Origin of the sequence: Enterococcus sp. ZQ21, assembly GCF_030053755.1 — a bacterium.
In the GTDB taxonomy this organism is placed as follows: Bacteria; Bacillota; Bacilli; order Lactobacillales; family Enterococcaceae; genus Enterococcus_B; species Enterococcus_B lactis.
Genome location: NZ_CP125658.1, coordinates 2,144,205 through 2,168,646 on the forward strand (window position 1 = coordinate 2,144,205; position 24,442 = coordinate 2,168,646).

The following is a 24,442-nucleotide window of genomic DNA, read 5'->3' on the forward strand; positions in this document are numbered from 1 at the left end:
TCAAATCCCTTGCTTACTTTTGTTCCAACTTTTTGACAGGAACTAAATAAGGCGATCCATTTCTCTCATCTTTCTGGAAAAATTTCTGTCCTTGAAAATTCTTAGGAGTTATAAAAATAAGTACATCCGCTAAATACTTTCTTTTTGAATTGAGTATAGCATGTTTTCTTTCTTTTCACGTGCTATAATAAGTTAAAATTCCAAAGTTTTATGTAAGGAGCTATTTGATGACAAAAAATATTTTTGATTCCATCGCTAACCATTATGATTCCCCTGACCGTCAAGCATTAGCCAAAATTATTCGCGAAGAACTAACTACTTATCTACCGCGCGACAGCCACCAAAAAGTCCTGCTGGATTATGGAGGCGGAACTGGGCTTGTGAGTTTACCGCTTGCGGAAAGATTCAAAGAACTGATCATTGCCGATGCTTCAGAAACTATGTTGAAAATGGCAGAAGAAAAGATCCAAGCAGCAGATCTGAAAAATGTCCGCACGATCCACGCTGATGCCTCTGTCGAATTTCCTGCTGTCCCCTTCTATCACTCGTACTTTTGCACATTCCCGATACAGAGACTATTCTCATGAAACTTTACGAACTTTTAGCTCCTGGCGGTCAACTGATTATTGTAGATTTTGACAAGAATGAACAAATCAGTCATCCGAAAGTCCATAATGGTTTTACCCAAGAAGAATTGAACGATCGATTGAAAAAAACTGGCTTTGTCTCTACTGCTAGTCATACTTTTCATCGTGGAGAAAAGCTATTCATGAATAAACATGCGTCGCTTTTCTTATCCATCAGCCAAAAAGATTAAAAAGAAGCTGTGACAAAAATATGTCACAGCTTCTTTTTTCGTTTAAACGGTGTTCCAAAAGCAGCTTCTTATTTCTTGAAGCTGACCACTTCTGTCACAACCTCTTCTTTTTATTTTTTCATCAAATGATTTTGATTTCTGAAAGAGGCCAGTAGCGGAAAACAACTTTGCCTTGGATCATATCTTTGTCGACTAACCCAAACATTCGGCTGTCTTTTGAAATCAAACGGTTATCCCCCAGAACAAGATACTTTCCTTTCGGCACAGTATATTCAAAATCGCTCGTAAAGGTAGAGGCACTTTCTGCTTGTGCTTGGAACCCTGAACTATAAGCATACTCTCCTTGTAACTTATCTTTTGAAAATTCTTTTTTGAACTTATCTAGATAAGGCTCATCATACTTTTTGCCATTAATGGTCAACTGGTCATTTTCCATCTTGACTGTGTCCCCAGGCATACCAATGATTCGTTTAACGATCATTCGTTCTTCATCCCCTGGTTCCTTCGTAGTAATAATGTCCATTCGTTCATAGTTCGAGATTTTAGATGAAATCAGTCGTTGTCCATCACTTAATGTAGGGTCCATCGAATGTCCGTTTACAGTGACTGGTGTAAACACGTACACTCTAGCTAATAAAATAGCCGCTAATACAAGGATCAGAATCCCCCAATTTTTCAAAAATTCTTTCACAGCTTACCTCCTACTTATATTTCCTCGTTATTTATTACATTTTTTTACGATATTTCGTTGTACTCTCTTTATTCTACAATGTTTATAAATGAAAGGAAAGAATAAGTGACGTGTTCGTTCTATTTTTCTCGTTATATAAAAAAGGGGCATGACAAAAGTCATGTCACATCCCCTTATGAATGTCTTCTTCTTTGGCTCCGACTATAAACAACTTGTTCTTCTTGTGATTGTGCTTTTTTTGCAATTAATTTCAGGCGATAAGGCTCATGATAACGCAACCCGTCTTTGACAAAATCACCGCCAACGATGAACAATCCGACAGGTTCCAATGTGTCTTCTGTTGAGCTCAGTCGAATGGTCCCTACTTTTTCCATGTCCGAGTAGCTTCGTCCAATATTTAGAACATACTCTTTCTCACCTGTTTTCTTGACATAGTAATAAGGATACAATGTATTTCTGTCGACCAAAAATCCATCCATGCGACCGAGTTCATTTGTTTTGATCTCACCATTTCCAATCAAATACCGCATATTCTCGGCTAATTTCAATTGGTAATCTTCGTCATACGAAACCATGACCTCTTGTGTATTCACTTTATCGATCGAATTTCCATTATTGATCGTTTCTTCTGTCTGGATGTTGAACGCTTCATCAGGCAAATACTTCACAAAAAGCTGCGTGACATCGGCTTTCGTGTTTTTATCTAAAAAGTAATAAAATACATTTAAAACAGTAAAATAAACAAGCACTAGAAATGCAAGTCCATATAAGAAAAATTGAAGATAGTTTTGGTTTTGCCAAAGTCCATAAACAATTCTCAATAAATAAAGCGTGGGAATCACACTTAAAATCGTATATCCACGGTTAAGATATTTAGGACTGATGTCTAAATAGCCAAGGAATTTATGCACCCCGTTGATAAGGTCTAGTAAAAATGTCATTGAGAATCACCTGCTTGCTGGTTATACGCTTGGGTATTTCCTGAATCTTGGTTTTGCTGTGCTGTACGTGCTGCATCATCATTTTGCGTGTTATCATCTACAGTCGTACTGCTTGGTATCGTTTCGGAGCTAGCACTTGTATCCGGACTTGTACTTGGATTGGTTGAATCCGATGGAGTGCCATCTGGTACCGTATTACTTGTTTCGCTTGAGCTGTCAGTTGTATATGTCTCATCATACGACGAACTAGTTGTTGTATCGTCCCATGTACTTGTCGTAGTGGTTTCATTCAAACTTTCCGTTGTTGTTGGTTCAGATGTCGAGACTGAAGTAGTTGGTGTTGTTTCTTCTACAGTACTAGAACTTGAACTTGGTGCACGGTAGCTGGAACTATTCACAATACCTGTAGTAGTCGCGACAATCGTCGAGATTGTTAATACAGCGATTGGCTTCAAAATAGGTGCTACTTTTCGCATCTTATCTCTTCCTTCATTGAAATTTATTCTTGTTTCCTTACTTTACTACGGACAAATTATACAGTCTACCTTATTTCTATCATAAATTCTTTATTTTTTTCTTACGTTTTTCCGAAAGATTTCTTTAATTTTCATCCAAAACTACGGTCGATGTTTTTAAGTAAGCTTTTGCTTCCCGATTGATTTTTTTCAGATCACATCCTTGCTGCTTGGCAGCGAACACGCAACCACAATAACATTGGCGATAGATATCATACTCTTTGCACATTTGCAAAGAGCGTTCATAGCCTTTGTTTTTCTTGAAATCACTTGGCAAATATCGTGTCCCGTAAATCTTTTGGATATCCATTCCGATTTGATTGATCAAGGCTGCATTTTTCTTTGGTGAGATCGTCAGGGCACTTCCAAAATAATCGTATCCTAGTTCTTGCGCTTTTTGCGCAACAAGATCTAATCGCGTATTGAAGCATGCACTACAGCGAGCACCACCTTCTTTTTCGTCTTCAAGATGGTTGGTTAAAACCATTTTGGTGAATTCACTTGGACGGTATTCATCAACAATCAGCGCTACATGATGGTCAGTTTTCTCATTAAATTGGTCTACAAATCGTTTTTGTTCATGTAATCTCCGCAAATACTCACTTTTAGGATGGATATTCGAATTTGAAAAAAATAACGTGATATCTGCATACTGAGACATGAATTCCAATGTGTGCGTACTGCAAGGAGCACAGCATGTATGTATTAATATCTTAGGCTTTACTTCTTCTTTCTCCCATTGCATGATCATTTTTTTCAGAACTGTATCATAATTTATTTTTTGATTTTTCATTTTTTCTACGATTTGTTGGGCATTGATCAATTTGTTATTCCTCCTCCTTCTTTTTTCTAGGATTTGCTTTATTATAAGCCATTTCTATTTTAATCGAAAGCTGTATTGTTATCTGTTCAATAATTTCTTTGAGTATTCCTGATTCCCCTTGTATACTGGTAGAAACGACTATTGTCAGGAGGATAGTACTGTGCATGTTGATTTATTCTTTCAAAGGCTGCAGCGGCGAGGACAAAAGTTTGCTGCCAATCATTTCTCATCGATCCAAATCATCGTTTTTTATTATATATTGATGACGGTCTTATCACTCGTTCTATTTTATCTGCCGATTTTTCGCGAACCAGATAGCCATGTTTCTTTTGTGGACATGCTGTTCATGGCAATCAGTACAGTGAGTGTGACTGGACTATCGACTTTTGATATCAATTCTGTGTTCAATGATAACGGCATTATACTGCTGGAAATATTATTTCAAGTTGGTGGTTTGGGGATCATGATGATTTCTACTGCTTTTGTCATTTTTTCTAAACGACGAATCACATTGAAACAGCGGCAGCTGATCATGACGGATATGAATCAACCGCGTTTGTCTGGTATCGTCCGACTGATTCGGATCACTTTTGCTATTTTAATCTGGTTTCAATTACTTTTTGGGACATTCTTTTCTATTTATTTTTATTACAGAGGCTATTTTGATCGTTGGCGTGATGCCGTTTTTTATGGTTTTTATCAGGCGGTATCGGCTGTCACGAACTCTGGATTTGACGTCACTGGGGATTCCATCAAGCCCTTTGCACATGACTATTTTTTCTTGATTCTGATCATGTTTTTGATTTTTGTCGGCGGAATTGGTTTTCCTGTATTGATGGAGTGCCGGGAGTGGCTGTTATATAAACGTTCCAGTGCAAAGCTTCCATTTCGTTTTTCCTTGTTTACCAAATTAGCTGTGTTGGCTTTTGTCATCTTGTTCGTTTCGGGAACTATCTTAATTTATCTATTGGAAAAGGACCATTTATTCCAAGATTCCAGTATGAGTGTCAAATGGATCAATTCGATGTTTTATTCGATCACGACTCGTAATGCCGGTCTCCAGATTCACGATTTGAGTGATTTTCAGATTACGACACTGATTATTTTTTCTTTACTGATGTTTATCGGATGCAGTCCTAGTTCTGTAGGAGGCGGGATTCGAACAACTACTGTAGCGATCATCGGTTTGTATCTATACTCCTTCCTCAAGAGTGAGGATAATATCAATATTTTTGGACGAAGAATCGAACAAGATGATGTGCGAAAGTCAGTCGTTGTCTTTATGCTTTCTCTTGGTATGTGTTTCTTTTGTATCGTTTTTTTATCTGCTACAGAGGAACAAACACTGATCTCGATCATCGTCGAAGTAACTTCTGCTTTTGGAACAACTGGTTTGTCCTTAGGAATTACCGGCGACTTGTCTGTTGTAGGGAAAATTACGATTGCTGCCCTGATGTTTATTGGGCGGATTGGAATGCTGTATACATTGATGCTGTTCGTACCAAAAGAAACCCGAGATCTGGGCTATGAATATCCAAGTGAGAAAATCATTATTGGTTAATAATGAAAAGACCGATGAGGAGTAATAAAATCACAGCAGCTTGAAACAATCATTTTGTTTCAAGCTGTTTTTTTGTTAAATCATGCGGTTTTGTCCGATTTCATGCACTTTCAGCCGTAACCTTTTCTTAAGAATAAGAAAAGCAATTTAACCTTTTTTTCAACATATGGTATGATTAGTTGAATTTATTCGTCAGCAAATCGTTTTTGGAGGTTACATAATGGGAATACGCAGTCATTTTGCGATTGCAGTTGGGAAAACGTCGCAATGGGCATTAAAAACTTTTTTTAAAGGCGGATCAAGTTTACCAGGTAAACTAGCGCTGAAAGTCGATCCACATATACTAGATAGCTTGGCAAAAGACTACCAAGTCGTCGTTGTTACCGGAACAAACGGTAAAACATTGACTACCGCTTTAACAGTCAATATTTTGCGCCAGCAATTCGATGAAGTTCTAACCAACCCTACTGGTGCGAATATGGTACAGGGAATTGTATCGACTTTCTTGCAGGCAAAACCAAAAAAAGGACAGAAAAAATTTGCTGTCCTAGAAATAGATGAAGCAAGTTTGAGCAAAGTCACAGAATATATGAAACCAGAACTATTTTTATTTACAAATATTTTCCGTGATCAAATGGATCGGTATGGAGAAATTTATACGACCTATAAAATGATTGTAGACGGTGCTGCAAAGTCACCAAATGCAACGATTATCAGTAACGGTGATTCACCGATCTTCAATTCGATCGAAACAGTTAATCCTAGAAAATATTATGGCTTTGACCATGAAGAAGATCGTGAACAAATGGCGCATTACAATACAGACGGTGTCTTGTGTCCAAATTGTCATCACATCCTGCATTATAAAATGATCACTTATGCAAACTTAGGAAAATATTACTGTCCAAATTGTGACTTCAAACGACCTGAACTGGATTACCGATTGACTGATATGGTACGGATGGACAATGTTTCAGCAGATTTTGTGATCGATGGTCATGAATATGGAATCGAAGTTGGTGGTATGTATAACGTCTACAACGCTTTAGCAGCTACTGCAGTGGCGGAGTACTTCAATGTCGATCCTGATAAAATCAAACAAGGGTTAGGATATGACGAGAAAGTGTTCGGCCGACAAGAAGTCATCAATATCAATGGAAAAAAATGTACATTAGTACTTGTCAAAAATCCTGTAGGTATCAATCAAGTAATCGATATGATTGGTCTAGCTCCTTATCCATTTTCTTTAGTGGCTTTATTGAATGCCAATTACGCAGACGGAATCGATGTCAGCTGGATTTGGGATGGTAATTTTGAAAACTTTGCCGATATGGATATCCCAGCCGTTATTTCTGGAGGAGACCGTCATACAGATATGACTTTACGTCTGAAAGTTGCCGGGATTCCAGAAAATAAATTGACAGAAACAAAAGAATTACCAGAAGTAATCGAAAAAATCAAAGAATTGCCAACTGAACATGTCTATATCTTAGCTACTTACACTGCTGTATTGCAGCTGCGTAAAGAACTAGCGGCTCAAGGATTTATCAAAGGAGGAATGAATCGTGGCTAATTATGAACTCAATATCGCCCACCTTTATGGAAATTTGATGAACACATATGGCGATAACGGAAACCTTTTGATGTTGAAATATGTAGCAGAAAAAATGGAGGTTTCTTGCCATACGGAGATCGTTAGTATACATGAACCTTTTGATGCTGATAAATATGACCTGGTTTTCTTTGGCGGTGGTCAAGACTTTGAGCAACTGATCATTTCAAAAGACATCCAGAAAAAGAAAGATTCTTTGATCAACTATATCGAAAATGATGGTGTCATGTTAGCCATTTGCGGTGGTTATCAATTGCTAGGTCACTACTACATGGGAGCCAACGGAGAAAAGATCCAAGGTATCAGTGCACTGGATCACTACACATTAAGTCAGGAAAATAACCGGTTTATCGGTGACATTGTCATCCATAATGAAGAATTCAATGAAACTTATTATGGATTTGAAAACCACAATGGTCGGACTTTCTTAGGTGAAGGTGAACGGCCTTTGGGGAAAGTGGTACAAGGTCAAGGAAACAATGGGGAAGATCAATCCGAAGGTGTCATTTACCGAAATGTCTTCGGTTCTTATTTCCACGGACCTATCCTTGCAAGAAATGAGAAATTAGCAGCTCGCTTGATCCGCCTAGCTTTAGAACAACGTTACGGTAAAGAGTTGGACCTGCCCTATCTTGAAGGACAAACAGCCTAGTTATTCGAAAAAGGGGAATGTGACAAAAGTTGCGTCACATTTCCCTTTTTCGTATCCTATTTTAAGCGACTTGCTTGGCATAACGGTTCACGTTTTGCTTGATATTCCCAATTGTTTTCGGATCATTGATTCCTGTGACTTCTTGGATCAATTGTTCCAAGTTTTCATGGATCTTCATTTCATGCAGTTGACGGCTTTGTTCATCTTCAGGATCATAGTAATTAAAAATAATACCCATTGTTGCCGTCAAATGTGGACAAGTCAAGTTATGTTCTTGCAGTTCTCTCACTGGCCGTGTAAACCGTTCTTGATAACCTAGCTTACGTAATGGTGTCCGAGCGACACGTGTGATCGCATCAGAGATATATTTGTTTTGGAAGCGATGGATGATTTTTTCAATATACGCATGATGCTGCTCTGCATCAAACCCCCATTTGGCAATCAGCAAACTTCCTGTTTCCTGCAGAACTGATTTTAATTGTGCCACAACTAACGCATCTTGCATTGCTTCATCAATGGTCTGGTAACCTAACAAGGCACCTGTATAAGCGACAGTCGCATGACCAGTATTGACACTAAATAATTTGCGTTCGATATATGGTTCTAGATCATCTACATATAAAACCCCTTTTAATTGGATTTCTTTATTTTTTCTTTGGCTATCGTCAATGACCCATTCCTTGAAAGGTTCTACTTGGACGAATAAAGGATCTTCATGGTGTTGTAATGGGACGATTCGATCGACTGCTGCATTTGGAAAGCCGATATATTTGTCAGTAAATGATGTTTCTGGAAGATATTTATACACTTCTTTTTCTAGAAATGCTGAACCGCCAATCATGTTTTCACAGGCAATGATATCTAAAGGTGTTGTGTTTCCTTCCATTTCTCTTTCTTGGATCCCTTTTGCAATCAACTCGGCAATAAAAGGTAAGATATTCGGGCCAATGGCGGTAGTAACTAAATCTGCTTCAGCGATTTCTTGGATTACTTTTTCTGGATTTGTTTGATTGTTGATTCCTTTGACATTTTTTACAGTGATTCTTTCTTTTGATTCATCTGCTAATTCGATTTCGTATTCTTTTCTTTCATTTAAAGCATCAACGATCGTGTGATTCACATCTACGAAAGTAATCTCAAATCCATTAGCTGCCAAAATTTCTCCAATAAATCCTCGACCGATATTTCCTGCACCAAAATGTACTGCTCTCATTTTTCTCTCTCCTTAAGCAATTGCTAGATTTTCCGTTACTTCTTCTTTGCTGAGCGCGTCTGCTAGTTGGACAACATTGTCCATATCACTGCAATAAAGTGCGATTTGCTGTACAAGTTGCAGATGCTCATCGCCGACTCCTGCTATACCGAACAAAACAGTCGCAATCTTTTCTTCTTCTTCCGTACCAAAATTGACACCGTCTGGCACCTGTACGACACAAATGCCGGATTTTTTCACATATTTTTTTGCTTCATCTGTTCCATGAGGAATCGCGATAAAATTCCCCATGTAAACAGATAACATGTTGTCTCTTTCTACCATGGCATCGATATATTCCTCATCAACGCATCCTGCTTCTACAAGCTTTTGACCGCAATAGCGGATCGCTTCTTCTTTGGTTTTAAATGATCGATTGAGTTCGATCATGTCGAATGGCAAACTTTGCATGCTGTTTTCCTCCCTTAAGCTGTCTGTTTCAAATATTGTGCAATTGATTCAAATTTTTGTGGGTTGACCATGCTATTAACCGATAAATGAATGGATTGCGGTGCAGCCATCCGTGCTTTTTCTGCTAAACTCTCTTTGGCTACGATCAGTGAATCAGGTTCCCCTTTTAACTCCTGGATGTTGACTTTTCGTAACGGGATAGTTAAATGGTTCTTGTCTAATATATCTTTGAGCACGGTCATCCCCATTGTTGCTGATCCCGAACGATCATCGTGAACAAGTAGGATCTCTTTGATTTGTTTGATGTTTGCTGAAAGAAACTCTTCTGTTGGCTCGTTCTTAGTTTCAGAAGCTGATGGTTCCTGTTTGCTGCTCAATTCTTGAATGATTTCATCATATCGAGGTGAATTCAAAAAGTTTTCTACTGAGACAAAACGCGCGTTCGGTGCTTTTTGTTTTGCTCTTTCTTGTAGTTCGACCTGAGTAACGATCAATGTATTCGAGTCATCTGTCAGTTGGCTGATTGCTTGGTTAGTCACCGTTTGAGGCAAGTCTGCTTCCTGTACTTTTTTTCTCAAGATCGAAGCGCCCATCGCACTCGATCCCATCCCTGCATCACAAGCAAAAATGATTTTTTGTACGCCAGATAGCGCAGTTCCTTGAGGAATACCTTGGGCACCTTTAGATGCTTGTTTAGCTGCTTTTGTCTCTTGCACAGACTTTTCAAAGTCTTCATTTGTATCTTTCGCGTCCGCTTTCAAAATCACTGCAGAAATACCGAATGAAACAGCTGCGGCAACAATCACGCCCAAAATAACAGGAAGGTAAGAATTGAACGGTGTCATTGCTAGAATCGCAATGATCGACCCTGGAGAAGCTGGCGCTCTTAGTCCAGCATCCATCAATTGGAAAATGAAACTTCCTGACATTCCTCCGCCTATAACTGATAAGAATAATAACGGTTTCATCATGACGTAAGGAAAATAGATTTCATGAATCCCACCTAAAAAGTGGATAATCATGGCACCTGGTGCTGAAGATTTTGCTGCTCCTTTGCCAAACAAAGTAAAAGCAAGTAATACGCCAAGTCCTGGACCAGGATTTGCTTCAAGCAAGAATAGAATAGATTTTCCTGCATCTGCTACTTGTTCAGTTCCCAATGGTGTCAAAATCCCATGGTTGATTGCATTATTCAAAAATAAGATTTTTGCTGGTTCAATAAAAATACTTGTCAATGGAATCAAATGGGCAGATAAAATGATCTCTACACCTTTTGCCATTGCTTGAGTCAATGCATCGACAACTGGACCAATCGCAGAAAAACCTAATAACGCTAATCCAAAACCGATAAGACCTGCTGAAAAATTATTGACCAACATTTCAAAACCGGATTTGATCCGTTTTTGGAACAGCTGATCAAATTTCTTGATGGCATATCCACCAAGAGGTCCCATGATCATCGCACCTAGCATCATTGGAATATCTGTTCCGACAATCACACCCATCGTTGCAATTGCTCCCACAACTGATCCGCGGTCACCAGCAATTACTTTTCCGCCAGTATAGCCGATCAATAAAGGAATCAGATAAGTTAGCATCGGGCTTACCATGGTAGCGAAAGCTTCATTTGGCAAATAACCATCTGGGATAAATAAAGCCGTTAACACACCCCAAGCAATCAGTGCTCCAATGTTTGGCATGACCATGCTTGATAAGGTACTGCCTAATTTTTGTACCCTCGCTTTTAGCGAAATGTTGTTTTTGGGAATCGTCCGTTCCATTTTGTCTCTTCCTCTCTCCTTTTGATACTCTAATTGTATCCGCTTACTAAAAAGAGAAATAGTCGTACTTTGGCACGAAATTTTGTGCCCAAGGTTTGAGGATATCAGCAAAATAAAAAAATTTCGGGATCAGCAAACTTTACTTTTAAATAAACATGTTATTTTAACTTTTTTATAATATGTAAATAATAACTTTTGTCAGCATTTTATTTGGATATTTTTTGTTTTATTATGATATTAAAATTTATATTGGAGGCCTATCTATGACATTACTGATCAAAAACATGAACATGAAACGTGGTAAAAAACGTGTGATTCGACAATTGGATCTTTTAGTAGAATCAGGAGAAGTAGCTGCTTTGATTGCCCCGAACGGATTTGGCAAAACAACTTTGCTGAATGGCATTGCCCAACTGCTGCCAACAACTTATGATCAATTGTCCCTTCACAACATCTCTCCTACTGCTTATACAGATTATCGCCGGTCTTTCTTTTTTCTAGAATCAACGAATCAGTTATCCGACTATCTAACGGCTGTTGATTATTTGACTTTGATCAAATACTATTGGCAGAGCAAAGTAGAATACCAAACTGTTTTCCAACGATTGAAGATGACTGAGTACCTTACTTTGCCGATTGGAAAAATGTCTCTAGGAATGAAACAACATGTCTTGCTTGCTGCTTACTTGATCAGTGATTCATCTGTCATGTTATTCGATGAACCGTTGAACGGGTTAGACCCAGGAAGTATTGATATCTTGAATAGGCTGATCAGACAATGGCAGAAAGAGGGGAAGACGATTCTTCTTTCTTCCCACGCTATCGCGAATATCCAATCGATTTGTTCTAAAGCATGTTTTCTAAAAAATGGAGAAATCGTCACAGAATCCTCAAATATGGAAGAGATTTTAGCTATTTATCGTAAATTGTATGAGGTGTAACTATGACTTTATTTACATTTGAACGCAATCTCTTACTAAAAAACAAAGTAAACTTTTTATTTCCTCTATTGTTGATCGTGCTCTTTGCATTCCCACTTTTTTTTGATTATGAACTTGCTTATACAGAATTCGATGAACTGAATCATAACTATGAAGAGACGCAAACTTTGATTGAAACGTTGAAAGAAGATGAGAATGAGAAAGAATTTGTGGAAAGTTTAGAGAAAAGCAACAAACTGATCGAAGCAATCTTACATGCAAAAAACACAGGGAACGTCCAGGAAATGGTCGAAGCAACTTATCATTATGAAAAAGATATACTGGATCGACTGATTTCTGGTCAAAGACAAGGAATTCCAATCATTGAACAACAAAAACGTGTCGAGTTGCTCCGTTATATGAAAGAACATCAGATCCAAAGATATTCTATTTTTGACTTGCCAGCGCATCTCCCTTTAGCGAATTACTACGAAAATATTTTTTCAGGAATAATTTCTAGTTTTTTGATTTTATGTATAACCGCCTTGTTTCTTTCCTCGATCATCTCTTATGAAAAAAGAAAGCAGGTAATCTCTCTAGTCAATCTATTACCGGATAGTATGGTAAAGAAACATAGCATCCGTTTCACCGTTTATTATGGTGCAGCTATGCTAAGTCTCGTGATTCCATTTTTGTTCGTCTCTATACTAGTAGTAATCAAAAATGGTTTGGGCGACTTCCGTTATCCTGTAGGAACGATCATTGGTCAGGAGATACGAATCCTTCCGATGTATGCGTATCTTTTCCAGAGTTTTCTGTTCCTGTTGTTGTGGGTACTCTTTTTAAGTACAATCAGTTTTCTTCTATCTGCTTTATTTGAACATTCTCTAGTCAATCTTTTAGGTACACTTCTTTGTCTTTTCTTAGCAGAGTATCGCTTGTTTTCTTCGATTGAATGGATAGAATCAATCAGTCATTACTTGCCAACTTCTTATGTTGATTTTCAAAATGTGATCGTAGGAGGAGATATGTTCTCGCCACTAGCTTCAGAACAGGTTACTTTCATGAATGGTATCTTGACACTTGGTACATGGAGTATCGTTCTATTATTCATAGGTATGGGCGCTATCTATATAAAAAAGAGCTATTAAAACACAAAAATAATAGGAGCGGTGACAAAAATCTTGTCACCGTCTCCTATTTTTCACTTGGTTGAAGTTATTACTTGATGCAAGGCAGCTTTTTTACTGAGAACATTGGTTATATATCTCCATGTTCAAAAATCATTTGGACTTCTTCAATGGTTTCCGCATCACTGAGTGCCATTACTTGGTCGATGTCTGAACAGAAAAAGGCTAAATCTTGGAGCACAGCTAACTGATGTTCTCTTTTTAAAGCCACTACAAATAAGAGTGTAGCGATTTTTGGTTCCTCTTTTGTTCCAAAGTCCACACCATCAGGCACTTGGACTAAATAGATCCCTTCTTCTATTACTTCTTCATCTTTGTCAGTCCCATGTGGCAAGGCTACGAAATTCCCGATATAGACACTCGATTTTTCTTGTCTTTCGATCATTGATTGGATATATGCCGCTTTGATTCCCCCTTGTTGGGTCATCCACTGGCCGATCTCGGTCAACGCTTCTTTCCAATTTTGATAGGATTGATCGAGCAATATTTTTTCTGCTGGTAGCTGGATCATCTTTTCACCCTCATTTCTTTATTTCTTCAATCAGGATTTTCGCTAACAATTGATAAACGATTTCTCTATTTCCTGAACGGAAGATCTCGGTGTTCAAATCGTTCATGATGATTGCTCCACTGATCTTTCCTAAAAGAATCCCGTCTTTTTCTTGGATTGGCGAAGGCGCCAGCATAACTAACATACGGGACAAATCGACTGGCTGTCTATCCATCCCGTCAATTGTCAACGGTTGTTTCAAATTGAAAATACAAAAGATCGGTTTAGAAACCAATGAGCTGGATGTATGGAATAACCCCATATTTGTATGAGGAATTCCGATAGGTGCTTGTTCATATCGCTTAAGCAGTCGGCGATGAACCACCTCTTCATCCGTTACTAGTCCTTCAGGAAAATAAGGAAATAAACTGCGAATCGTTTCAGAGACCGTATTAGGATTATCTAGTTCTTGAATAAAGAAACGATCAAGTAATTGATTGATTTGCTCCATGAAATGCATCGTTTCCTCATAAGTATCTTCTAGCATCCACTCGTTATTGCTGTTATACGTATTTTTTTGCCTTTTTTTCTTCTCAATATGCGAAAAAGCTTCTTTTAGCTGCTTGACTTCCTCTTCTAGCAGTAGCGGGGAGACTAAAATATATGTTCCATCATATCCTGGTAGAATAGATGTAGAAATAACAATATCATATTCTTCTTGTAAATCAATTTTTTTCAAATCAGCGATCCGATAGAAATGAATCTGTTGAATGAAAGGAAAATACCGTTTCAAACGCAGTTCCAACATGCTAGTAGAAGCTAAGCCGCTTGGTGAAAATCCTGCAATACTGATATTGCTTTCTTTCGGACTTTTTTCCAATGAATTTGCAAAATGAAGGACCATATATGCGATCTCTTCTTCTGATAATTTCTTTTCTTGAAAAATCCGCTCTACTGCTTGGCGGATTGCATTGGCAATTTCTTCATATTGAACCATGATTTTTTCTAAAATCGGATTAGTCAGTGTCTCTTCTTGTAAAACGGCTCTTGAAAACACACCAGACAAATGGGTCAAAAGCATTTTGTACAAGGTTTCATCTTCATAAAAATGGACATTCGTCTCTTCACTTACTTCTTGAATCAGTTGTTTTACTAAATAAGCAAGCTGTGTATCGAACGTTTCTTCAAAGAAATTCTGATCAAATGAGTTCGTGAAGTCATTTAATAATCCTGCAAAAAAGACGATCTCATTTACTGGGTAAAGTTGTTTTGTCTCAGAAGCAATCCGTGAGAATAATCGTTTAGCGGTCTGAAGCAATTCTTTGTTTGCCAGACCATTATACGTCTCATTTGTCAGTAAATGATTTTTCGTTACACGATCCATCGTCAATGTCAGCATCAAAACCAAATGTTCAAGTTTTCTATCACTTAGATTGGTCTTTTTTTGGATCAATTCTTCCCCGACTACTTGGCGTGCAAGAGACAGATGTTGCGGATCAACGAATCGAAAAAAGTAATTCAGCGATGAATCAAAAGAAATACTATGAAAAAGTTCATATTCATTGATTTCTAATTCTAATACATTCGCTGTTAGAAGCCGACGGTATTTTTCCGGTCCTACGATCTCATATCCTTGGTTCCGAATGATTTCCAAAGGCAGTTGGCGGGTACTTTCTTCCAACTGTTTGATATCTGCATAAAAAGTAGTATTACTGATGCGGTATAATTCCATAAAATGGGCAAGACTCAACGGTTCTGTCGTTAGTAACAGCTCGGCTAAAATTGCGTGCTGTCGTTTAGCAGTAGGCAAATCCTCGCTTTTCCCATCTGTATTTTCTTTTAATTGCTCCATTACTTCTTCCGATGCCTCAATGACAAACGAACCTCTTGCTACTTTTTTCAAAGAAGCATTTACCGATTTCAATGAGACTTCAAGATTATCTAATTCGCGGTAAACGGTCCGCTTGCTGACTTTCAATAAATTCATCATTTTTTGGATAGTCACAGGTGAGGGACTGCTGAGAAATTCTGCTAATAATTGTTTTTCTCTGGGCGATAAGTACATCTTATTTTTCTCCCTTCACGAGTTTTTCGTATTCATTCGTAGCTACCCAATGTTCCACTAGGACTAGCTGAGGGATCGTTTCTTTTAGCTGTTCATTTACAGCTAGTTCTCTTTGTGCGATATAAATCGTTTCTTCTTGGATTTTGAGCTGTTCGATTGGTTTCTTTAAGATAACAAACTGTTTTTTCTCTTTTTTTGCTAATTGACTTAAAATCGCCATGCCCATGGTTTGTGAACCACGTCTATTATTTTTATACAAAAACACAACGTTGACGGGCGATTTTTTCTGTTCTACTACTTCTACTCTCTCTTTTTTTTCTTTCCAATTTGGTTCGTGGATCGCTTCTTTTATTCGTGACAGCAAGATATCTGTTTCCAAAAAGTGATCCAGTACGAAAATTTGACTTTGAGGTACTTTTTCTCTTGCAAGATCCGCTAATTCATGTTGGACGATAACAAGCTGATTTACTTGATTGTTCAATTCATAGACAGAGCTGTATCCAACAGCGAGATCAATTTTTTCCGCTGCTAATTTTTTCTTCAGCAAGGCGGCTCCCATAGCGCTTGATCCCATGCCTGAGTCACACGCAAAAACGACAGAATGAATGGTAGATAGTTCCAAGATTTCTCCCCTTTCTTTGACCGTGTTGTCTCCTTTTTCTTTTTTCGGTAATTTCAATAGCAGCGTTGCACAAATGAAGGTTACAAATGTACTGATTGCTATCCCTATACTTACCCCAGCTAGTTGCGGATAAGGCGTATTGGCAAAAATCACGAGTAGTGACCCGGGCGATACAGGAGTAGCTAATCCCGCATCTAACCATTGGAATATCAACGTGCCGCTTGCTCCACCAACCATTACAGCTAAAAACAGAGATGGACGCAACAAGACAAACGGAAAATAAATTTCGTGAATCCCACCAATCGCATGGATCATCAACGCTCCACTTGCGTTTACTTTTTCCTGTTTTTTTGCAAAACAAAGGATAGCAAGTAAGATCCCTAAACCAGGTCCCGGATTTGCCTCCATCAAAAACAGGTAAGAGTGTCCGACTGCTTGTGAGAATTCGATTCCTAAAGGTGTCAACACACCATGGTTGATTGCATTATTAAAAAATAATACTTTTAGAGGTTCTAGGATCAAACTGACAAGCGGCAACAGATTCATTTTGACTAGCCAAGACACGACGGAGACAAGCAACAGGTGGAAACTATTTAAAGCTGGCTCAATAAAAACGATTCCAATTATACAAATAATACTACCAATCAGCCCTACTAGTAAGTTGCTGACAAGCATTTCATACCCAGCTTTGAATTTCTCATGAAATCTAGAAACAAATTGTTCATACAAGATGCCGGCAAGCGGCCCTATAATCATCGCTCCTACGATTTGCGGGGCATCGGAACGAGCAATCAACCCTAAAGAAGCGATTGCGCCCGCGACTGCCCCTTTTTGTCCCCCTACCGATTTTCCGCCTGAATAGCTGATCAAGATTGGTAAAAGCAGTTGAATCATCCAGTGGCATACCTCTTCCAACGTGGCGTGCAAATCGCCAGACACACCTTTTATTACTAATGATAAGATTCCCCAAGCAATAAACAGACTTAGGTTGGGCATGATCATCTCATTCAAGTGGTGTCCGGCTTTTCTCAGTTGTTTCGTAAACACTCGACTGCTGCCGTTTGCTTTCCATTTGTATTCCATCTTTTTCACCATACTTCTATTTATTGATAGACGGATTTTATGTAGAAAAAGCAGCAAACGAAAACCGTCTGCCGCTTTCAGCTATCTGGGAACTATTTGCCTGGTTCAGACGCAATGATTGCTAGTTCACCTTGGACCGTCCACTCAGAAACGCCACTTGGAATGATACAGCTTGTTCCTTTTTCTAATGGATATGTTTTTCCGTCAACAACAAGGTCTCCTGCTCCTTCAATCACTGTCATCAACGTATAAGGGGCTTGTTTTTTGAAAGATGTGATTCCTTTAATATCCCACTCATATACATTGAAAAACTCAGTTTCTAAATAAGTGACGATCGATGAATTCCCTTTTCGGACTTCTTTGATTTGTAATTCTGGTGTTTTGGCAGGGACAGTTGTTACATCAATCGATTGTTGGATATGCAGCTCTCTTGTTTGTCCTTGCGCATCTTTTCTGTCATAGTCATACACGCGATAAGTCGTATCGGAGCTTTGTTGTGTTTCTAAAATCATGATCCCTTTACCAATAGCATGGATCGTTCCGCTTGGTACATAAAAGAAATCACCTTTTTTAACTGGTACTTTCTTCAAAAGGTCATCCCAGCGCCCCTCTTTGATCATCTCAGCTAGTTCTTCTCTTGTCTTTGCATGATGACCGTAGATAATTTCTGCACCAGGTTCAGCATCGATGATATACCAGCATTCAGTTTTTCCTAATTCACCTTCATGTTTCATCCCATAGGCATCATCTGGATGTACTTGTACAGATAGATCATCTTCTGCATCTAAGATCTTGATCAACAATGGAAACACTGGTTCTGAAGGATGGCCAAACAATTCCTTGTGTTCTGACCATAGTTCATCTAATCTTTTCCCTTTGAATTCGCCATTTTCTACTACACTGACACCATGAGGATGCGCGCTGATCGCCCAATCTTCTCCGATTTTATCGTTAGGGATATCAAAACCGAAGACTGAACGTAAACGGCTTCCTCCCCAAATTTTTTCTTGAAAAACTGGTTTTAAAAACATAGGTTCCTGCATAATTCAAACTCCTCTCATTTTTCATAGCTATTATAGCATTATTTCTGTAATACCGCTTTCTCTTTCAAAAAATTTTCAACAATTTCATCTCGACATATGAGATACTCCGCACGATGATCGACAGGATGTACGCGATTGGACAGAAATATCAACGCTTCTTGTGTTTTTATATCAATCAAGAAAAACGTACCTGTATAACCAGTATGAAAAAGAATCGCATGACCGTCTCCTACATCTTTTTTTAGATCCCACCCTAGAGAACGATAGCCATTTCTTTCTGGAGTTTGATCTTGTAGCAAAGAATCAATCGTTTCTTCTTCTAAAAACCGACCATTACTGATTTTTCCCTTGTTCAAATACATTTGGACAAAAGTAATGCTGTCGTTCAAATCGATAAAGAGCCCAGCATTTCCTGCATGTTCAGCTAAAACTCTTGCTTTCGGATCATGAGTTTGTCCACACAAAACCTCACCCGAAGGCAGTTGTTCTGTGGGAACGATTTTTTTGGAAGGAAAAGGAAGAAATAAGCTGTTCATCATTCCTAATGGTTCCAATACTTGTTCTTGAAAGATTTCCACTGCAGTTTCTTGGTAAATTTTTTCCAGCATCAATCCAAGAAGAATCGTTCCGGCATCTGTATATTTCACTTCTTTTCCTAGTTGCTCACCTGGTTCTAGCTTCAAATAAGCGGCAATCAATTCTTCCTGAGATAGCTCATCTCTGTTTGGTATCCATGTTTTGATATCAGAAGTATGTGTCAGTAAATGACGCAAAGTGATTGTCTGATTTTCAAATTCAGAAAGATATTTATGCAGTGGTTGATCGAGTTCTATTTTTCCATCTTCTAATAGACGCAAAACTAATGAAGTGGTTGCAACGACTTTCGTCAGTGATGCTGCATCAAACAACAGATCTTCTGTCATCGGCTGTTTTTCAGGAACGACTTGGGCAAAGCCAGCTGTAAATGATTCTACTTGATTTTCTTTGATGAAGGCGGCTGCTACACCTGGATAAAATCCTTCTTCCATTTTTTTCAAAATAAGCTGTTTCGTTTGTGGGTACATCTTCTTCTCCTGCTTTTCTGTCAAATTCTTACAGTCCAAGCTTAAAGCTTAATCTATGAGGAATCAACCTTTTTACACAAAAAAAACTGCGCGGAAAACCACGCAGTTTCATTCGGTATACCGTTTGCTCTTTCTATCTCTAGAACAAGTAATAGTATGACCGTTCATAAAATGACGAGACATGCGACAATCGTTAAGAAAGAAAAAGTTAAGCGTCGCATCGAATGTCAGTTTTATTCTTTTCTTTTGGCTCACTGACGAACCACCATTCGATTCCTATGGCATCATAGATTGTGAGTACTGTATGCTTTTTGTCCAAGAAGAAATTGACTGATAATTGCTGCAAGTGAGCAATCAGTCCTTCCATGCTTTCAGTATCAATCATGAATTTCAGAAAATCAAGGCCAATCACTTCATCTGTAGGCAAATCGATGGCACCACCACTTGCTTCTGTCAATCCAACATGGAAGTCTCCTTCATTCAATACATGGATGCCCTCTTCTTCATTATGTACCTTCAAACCAAGGACACGATTAAGAAATTGGCGTTCTTTTGCTAAATCAGTAACATTTAAATGGATTTTCTCAAAAAAAGATCCTGCTGATAGTTTACTGAATTTTTCTTCAGATTTTCTTAACAACGCTTCTTGATCCATCGTCTCTGGAACTTCTCTTTGGTCACTCTTATTCTCTTCATGGTAAATTTCTAATTCATTCTCTTCTGGGTCTACGAGTAAAATCCCCATACGACCATGATCTTCTAAAGCTTCTTTGATTGGATAATTCATTTTACGAATACGGCAAAGAATATCTGCCATTTCTTCTGTGCTAGGGATAATCAATGAGAAACGGTTCAGCTTTTTGATCTCCCCCATGTGATCATTCGCTCTAGGACTTTCTTCCAGCAGCAACATTTCACTTCCAGCTTCTTCTGTTCCTAAAATGGCTAATTCGTTTTCTTCTCTTTTCAAATCAAAGCCAACAACGTTCTTGTAAAAATCAATCATTTTATCTCGGTCTTTCACCCGAATGGCTACACTTTTTAAATAGGTGGCAGCCCCCAATTGAAAATCTCTCATATTTCTTGCTCCCCTCTACGTCAAGCTTTATTTTAACGATGGATTCTTCTTCTTTCAAGCAATAACTTTGATTTTGTTAAAAAAAGTGTGAGAAACTTCGCATTTTACTTGTTTTTTATAAATAAATGAGTAAAAAACCACATGAAACTCATTTTCTTGAAATGTGCTTCATGCGGTAAAGAAAAATAATAAATTTGTACGTTTCTATGAAGCTTCTTCTTCAGAAAACTGACTGTTATAAAGATCTGCATAGAATCCGTCTTTTTCCATCAATGTATCGTGGTTTCCAGTTTCTACGATCGAACCATGATTCATCACAATAATGTTGTCTGCATCGCGTATTGTAGACAAGCGGTGAGCGACAACAAAACTTGTTCGGTTTTCCAATAGGCGATTCATCGCTTTTTGAATCAGTATTTCTGTTCGTGTATCTACACTAGATGTTGCTTCATCAAGGATCAGGACATCCGGATTTGCTAAGAATGCTCGCGCAATAGTGATCAGCTGACGCTGCCCTTGCGAAATATTGCTTGCATCCTCGTTTAATACAGTGTTATATCCTTCTGGCAATTTACGAACAAAATCATCTACGTGAGCGGCTTTAGCAGCTTCAATGACTTGTTCATCTGTTGCATCGTCGTTCCCATATTTGATATTGTCATAGATACTTCCTGTAAACAGCCAAGTATCTTGCAGTACCATTGAAAACTGTGCGCGCAATTCATCACGTGAAAGGTCACGGGTATCTACACCATCGTAACGAATACTGCCTCCAGAAACATCGTAAAACCGTTCAAGAAGGTTGATCAGTGTCGTCTTTCCTGCACCGGTTGGCCCTACAATAGCGACCATCTCACCAGGTTTGACATCCAAGTTGAAATCAGTCATTAGCAAGTTATCTGGTGTGTAGCCGAATTGAACATTTTCAAAACGAACTTTGTATGGTGTATCTTTTTCTTCTGGAAGGCCAGATTTTTCATTGGACATCTCTTCTTCATCCAACACTTCAAATACCCGTTCGGCTGAAGCAACTGTTGATTGGATAGTGTTCATCAAACTTGCAAGTTGAGTGATTGGTTGAGAGAACTGTGTCGTATATTGTAAGAATGCTTGAACATCCCCTAATGTCATGTTCCCATTTGCAACTTTTACTCCGCCTAGTACAGCGACGAACACATAGCCTAGATTTTTAACGAAATTCATCAACGGCATGATGATTGCCGAAATAAATTGAGCTTTCCAACCAGCGGCATACAGATTCTGATTTTCTTTTTCAAATACTTCCTGATCTTTTTCAGTATGATTGAATGTTTTAACAATCGTATGACCACCATATGTTTCTTCTACTTGGTTATTCAATAAACCTAAACTTTTTTGCTGATCTGCGAAAAACACTTGTGATTTTGGCGCAACGACCATAACGATGATCAAGCTTAAAGGAATCATCAATAACGCGACTAACGTTAATTGCCAGCTGATTGAAAGCATCATCACGATGACCCCGATCAATGTGACTGCACTAGTTACAAATTGAGTCAAATTTTGTTGCAGCGTGCTTGCGATGTTATCCATATCATTGATTGCTCGAGACATGATATCGCCATTTGTATGTGTATCATAATAGGAAATCGGTACACGATTCATTTTGGCTTCCAAGTCATGACGCAACTCATAAACTGTCCGCTGTGAAACACGTGTCATAATAAACTGCTGTAAAAAGTTGAATACAGCTGAGATCAAATACATCACGATTACTGTTGCAATGATTTGCGCAATTTTATCAAAATCTATCGGAAATTTTGTTACTTGTTGCCCTTGTTGCATCTGTTGCGCGCCAGCCATTACACCTTTGAATATTTCTGTAGTTGCTTTCCCCAAAACTTTTGGTGTTTGGATTTGGAAAATCACGGCTGCTATTGCTAGTACAAATACAGCGATGATTGCAACCATACGTTTAGACATATAGCCAAACAATCGGCGTACTGTTCCCCAGAAATTTTTAGGCTTTTCCCCTTTTACACCGAGATTCCTGCCAGGTCCGCCGTGTCCTGGACCGCCTGCTGGTCCGTGAGAGGGACGTGTGTTTGTTTTACTCATGCTAAGTCCTCCTCTCTTAGTTGTGAATGAACGATTTCTTGATAAGTTTCATTTGTTGCCAATAGTTCTTCATGTGTTCCTTTGCCAACTAGTTTTCCTTCATCTAGTACAAGGATCATATCTGCATCCATTACTGTACTTACTCGTTGAGCAACTAAAACCGTGATACTTTCTTTCATATTCGTTTTCAACGCTTGGCGAAGATTGGCATCCGTTTTGAAATCCAATGCTGAGAAGGAATCATCAAACACATAAATGTCTGCTGTTTTGACTAATGCCCGTGCAATTGCTAGACGCTGTCTTTGTCCGCCGGAGAAGTTTCCTCCTCCTTGTTCCACATGGCTGTCTAAGCCATCTTCCATCTCTGAAACAAAATCTTTAGCTTGTGCGATTTCTAATGCTTCCCAAATCATTTCATCTGTTGCATCCGGCTTACCATACTGCATATTGTCTCGGATCGTTCCAGAGAAAAGAACTGCTTTTTGAGGAACAAAGCCCATTAGCTCCCGCAAATTATATTGAGTCATTTCACTGACGTCCGTTCCGTTTATTTGGATCGAACCAGATTCGATGTCATATAATCGGGGGATCAAATTGACTAAGGTCGTTTTACCTGAACCAGTTCCTCCTATGATTGCGACAATCTCGCCCGACTTAGCTTGAAAATCAATATCTTCCAATGCAAGTTTTTCTGCTCCATGATATCGATAATTGACATGATTGAAGGCCAATGTTGCTTCTTTTCCAGCAAAAGAAACGGTTTTAGGATTTTCAGGGTCATGGATACCGATTTTTTCATCCAACACCTCATTGATACGGTCAGCTGAAGCTTGTGCACGAGGTACCATGATGAAAATAGCGGAAAGCATCATAAAGCTGATCAAGATCTGCATCGCATAAGTCATAAATGCAATCAGATTACCGACTTCTAAGGTCATATCTGCTATGTAGTGTCCACCAAACCAAGTGATTGCTACGTTTGTACCGCTCATGATCAATGTCATCATCGGCATCATCAATGCGACGATCGTATTCACTTTGATTGCCGTATTTGTATAGTCTTTATTCACTAAATCAAAACGATTTTCTTCAAAGCGCGTCTTATCGAATGCGCGGATGACTCTGACACCTGTCAACCCTTCTCGAAATACCAGGTTCAAACGGTCAGTTTTCTTTTGCATGCTTTTGAATAATGGAACAGCAAAATACATGATTCCGCCAATCAAAATAATCATTACTGGGATGACGACTAAGAAGATTTTTGTCAACTGATGATCTTTTTGATAAGCAAGTATACTCGCGCCAATCAACGTGATTGGTGCATTGATCATCATACGTAAAAACATTTGTGTGACCATTTGGATTTGAGTCACATCATTGGTTGTTCTTGTGATCAAAGAGGCCGTTCCGTATTTGTCAAACGCATCTTTTGTCAGGCTCTCTGATTTTTTATAGACATCCGTACGCAATTGCTTACCCAGTTTCTGTGATTCTCGAGTAGCAAAAAATGTATTTGCAATAGCGGCTAAGATACTGATCAAAGAAAAACCGATCATCACAAAACCTGTATGCCAAATATAATCGACATCTCCTTGCGCTACCCCTTTATCAATGATATTGGAGGTAAGTGTCGGCAAATATAAATCTGCCAGTACTTGGATCACCATGAAAACTGCAGCTGCAATTGCTGAAGTCAAGGAGATCCGTTTTACGATTTTTAGCATCTAGTTCCCT

The 24,442-nt window shown here is 38.6% G+C and carries 20 protein-coding genes and 1 pseudogene; 6 read left to right on the forward strand and 15 right to left on the reverse strand.

The window, feature by feature from the left end:
- Positions 1–227: 227 nt before the first annotated feature.
- A pseudogene (locus QK255_RS10415) lies at positions 228–817 on the forward strand (class I SAM-dependent methyltransferase).
- A 121-nt stretch (positions 818–938) separates the two neighbouring features.
- Here QK255_RS10415 and lepB read toward each other — a convergent pair.
- From lepB to QK255_RS10435, 4 genes are all read right to left on the reverse strand, one after another.
- Complete coding sequence (lepB, locus tag QK255_RS10420; protein WP_002291512.1) at positions 939–1,508, reverse strand: signal peptidase I; 570 nt, start codon at positions 1,506–1,508, stop codon at positions 939–941.
- Between the two features lie 173 nt (positions 1,509–1,681).
- Complete coding sequence (locus QK255_RS10425) at positions 1,682–2,449, reverse strand: DUF6681 family protein (RefSeq protein WP_002291511.1); 768 nt, start codon at positions 2,447–2,449, stop codon at positions 1,682–1,684.
- Positions 2,446–2,925 carry a hypothetical protein gene (locus tag QK255_RS10430; protein ID WP_002291510.1) on the reverse strand — a complete coding sequence of 160 codons (480 nt, stop codon included), beginning with the start codon at positions 2,923–2,925 and terminating at the stop codon, positions 2,446–2,448. Before QK255_RS10430 ends, QK255_RS10425 begins: the two co-directional genes overlap by 4 nt.
- Positions 2,926–3,049: 124 nt before the next feature.
- Positions 3,050–3,787 carry an epoxyqueuosine reductase QueH gene (locus QK255_RS10435; protein ID WP_002291509.1) on the reverse strand — a complete coding sequence of 246 codons (738 nt, stop codon included), beginning with the start codon at positions 3,785–3,787 and terminating at the stop codon, positions 3,050–3,052.
- Between the two features lie 160 nt (positions 3,788–3,947).
- Between QK255_RS10435 and QK255_RS10440 the strand changes: the two genes are divergently transcribed.
- The 3 genes from QK255_RS10440 (at position 3,948) to QK255_RS10450 (ending at position 7,612) form a co-directional block, all read left to right on the forward strand.
- Positions 3,948–5,348 carry a TrkH family potassium uptake protein gene (locus QK255_RS10440; protein ID WP_002291505.1) on the forward strand — a complete coding sequence of 467 codons (1,401 nt, stop codon included), beginning with the start codon at positions 3,948–3,950 and terminating at the stop codon, positions 5,346–5,348.
- 220 nt (positions 5,349–5,568) lie between these two features.
- The gene (locus QK255_RS10445) at positions 5,569–6,921 is read left to right on the forward strand and encodes a Mur ligase family protein (protein ID WP_002287244.1); all 1,353 of its coding nucleotides are present in this window, start codon (positions 5,569–5,571) and stop codon (positions 6,919–6,921) included.
- Positions 6,914–7,612 carry a type 1 glutamine amidotransferase gene (locus QK255_RS10450; protein WP_002291503.1) on the forward strand — a complete coding sequence of 233 codons (699 nt, stop codon included), beginning with the start codon at positions 6,914–6,916 and terminating at the stop codon, positions 7,610–7,612. Before QK255_RS10445 ends, QK255_RS10450 begins: the two co-directional genes overlap by 8 nt.
- 61 nt (positions 7,613–7,673) lie before the next feature.
- Here the strand turns inward: QK255_RS10450 and QK255_RS10455 are convergent, their stop codons facing one another.
- From QK255_RS10455 to QK255_RS10465, 3 genes are read right to left on the reverse strand one after another with little or no spacing between them, the layout of a single operon-like run.
- Positions 7,674–8,825: a mannitol-1-phosphate 5-dehydrogenase gene (locus QK255_RS10455; protein WP_002291501.1), complete on the reverse strand. Its 1,152-nt coding sequence runs from the start codon at positions 8,823–8,825 to the stop codon at positions 7,674–7,676.
- Positions 8,826–8,837: 12 nt separating this feature from the next.
- On the reverse strand, positions 8,838–9,275 hold the full coding sequence (locus QK255_RS10460; protein ID WP_002291499.1) for a PTS mannitol transporter subunit IIA: 438 nt from the start codon (positions 9,273–9,275) through the stop codon (positions 8,838–8,840).
- Between the two features lie 14 nt (positions 9,276–9,289).
- Positions 9,290–11,056 (reverse strand): PTS mannitol transporter subunit IIBC, encoded by a 1,767-nt coding sequence (locus tag QK255_RS10465; RefSeq protein WP_002291496.1) that lies wholly within the window; start codon positions 11,054–11,056, stop codon positions 9,290–9,292.
- Positions 11,057–11,319: 263 nt separating this feature from the next.
- On the opposite strand from QK255_RS10465, the gene QK255_RS10470 reads away from it, so the two are divergent.
- Positions 11,320–11,997 (forward strand): ATP-binding cassette domain-containing protein, encoded by a 678-nt coding sequence (locus QK255_RS10470; protein WP_002291495.1) that lies wholly within the window; start codon positions 11,320–11,322, stop codon positions 11,995–11,997.
- A 2-nt stretch (positions 11,998–11,999) separates the two neighbouring features.
- Positions 12,000–13,127, forward strand: coding sequence for a hypothetical protein (locus tag QK255_RS10475; RefSeq protein WP_002291493.1), 1,128 nt, complete (start codon positions 12,000–12,002; stop codon positions 13,125–13,127).
- A 109-nt stretch (positions 13,128–13,236) separates the two neighbouring features.
- Here QK255_RS10475 and QK255_RS10480 read toward each other — a convergent pair whose 3' ends face one another.
- The 8 genes from QK255_RS10480 to QK255_RS10515 form a co-directional block, all read right to left on the reverse strand.
- On the reverse strand, positions 13,237–13,677 hold the full coding sequence (locus tag QK255_RS10480; RefSeq protein WP_002291492.1) for a PTS mannitol transporter subunit IIA: 441 nt from the start codon (positions 13,675–13,677) through the stop codon (positions 13,237–13,239).
- A gap of 10 nt (positions 13,678–13,687) precedes the next feature.
- Positions 13,688–15,721: a BglG family transcription antiterminator gene (locus tag QK255_RS10485; RefSeq protein ID WP_002291491.1), complete on the reverse strand. Its 2,034-nt coding sequence runs from the start codon at positions 15,719–15,721 to the stop codon at positions 13,688–13,690.
- A 1-nt stretch (position 15,722) separates the two neighbouring features.
- Entirely contained in the window at positions 15,723–17,426 is a 1,704-nt protein-coding gene (locus QK255_RS10490; RefSeq protein ID WP_283341543.1) for a PTS transporter subunit EIIC, read from the reverse strand.
- 92 nt (positions 17,427–17,518) lie between these two features.
- Positions 17,519–18,469 (reverse strand): mannose-6-phosphate isomerase, class I, encoded by a 951-nt coding sequence (gene manA / locus QK255_RS10495; RefSeq protein ID WP_002291489.1) that lies wholly within the window; start codon positions 18,467–18,469, stop codon positions 17,519–17,521.
- A gap of 38 nt (positions 18,470–18,507) precedes the next feature.
- A complete protein-coding gene (locus QK255_RS10500; RefSeq protein WP_002291488.1) occupies positions 18,508–19,533 on the reverse strand; it encodes a serine hydrolase domain-containing protein in 1,026 nt (341 codons plus the stop codon).
- Between the two features lie 208 nt (positions 19,534–19,741).
- The gene (locus tag QK255_RS10505) at positions 19,742–20,611 is read right to left on the reverse strand and encodes a VOC family protein (RefSeq protein WP_002291486.1); all 870 of its coding nucleotides are present in this window, start codon (positions 20,609–20,611) and stop codon (positions 19,742–19,744) included.
- A 204-nt stretch (positions 20,612–20,815) separates the two neighbouring features.
- Positions 20,816–22,708 (reverse strand): ABC transporter ATP-binding protein, encoded by a 1,893-nt coding sequence (locus tag QK255_RS10510; protein WP_002291484.1) that lies wholly within the window; start codon positions 22,706–22,708, stop codon positions 20,816–20,818.
- Entirely contained in the window at positions 22,705–24,432 is a 1,728-nt protein-coding gene (locus tag QK255_RS10515; protein ID WP_002291482.1) for an ABC transporter ATP-binding protein, read from the reverse strand. Before QK255_RS10515 ends, QK255_RS10510 begins: the two co-directional genes overlap by 4 nt.
- Positions 24,433–24,442 lie beyond the last annotated feature (10 nt).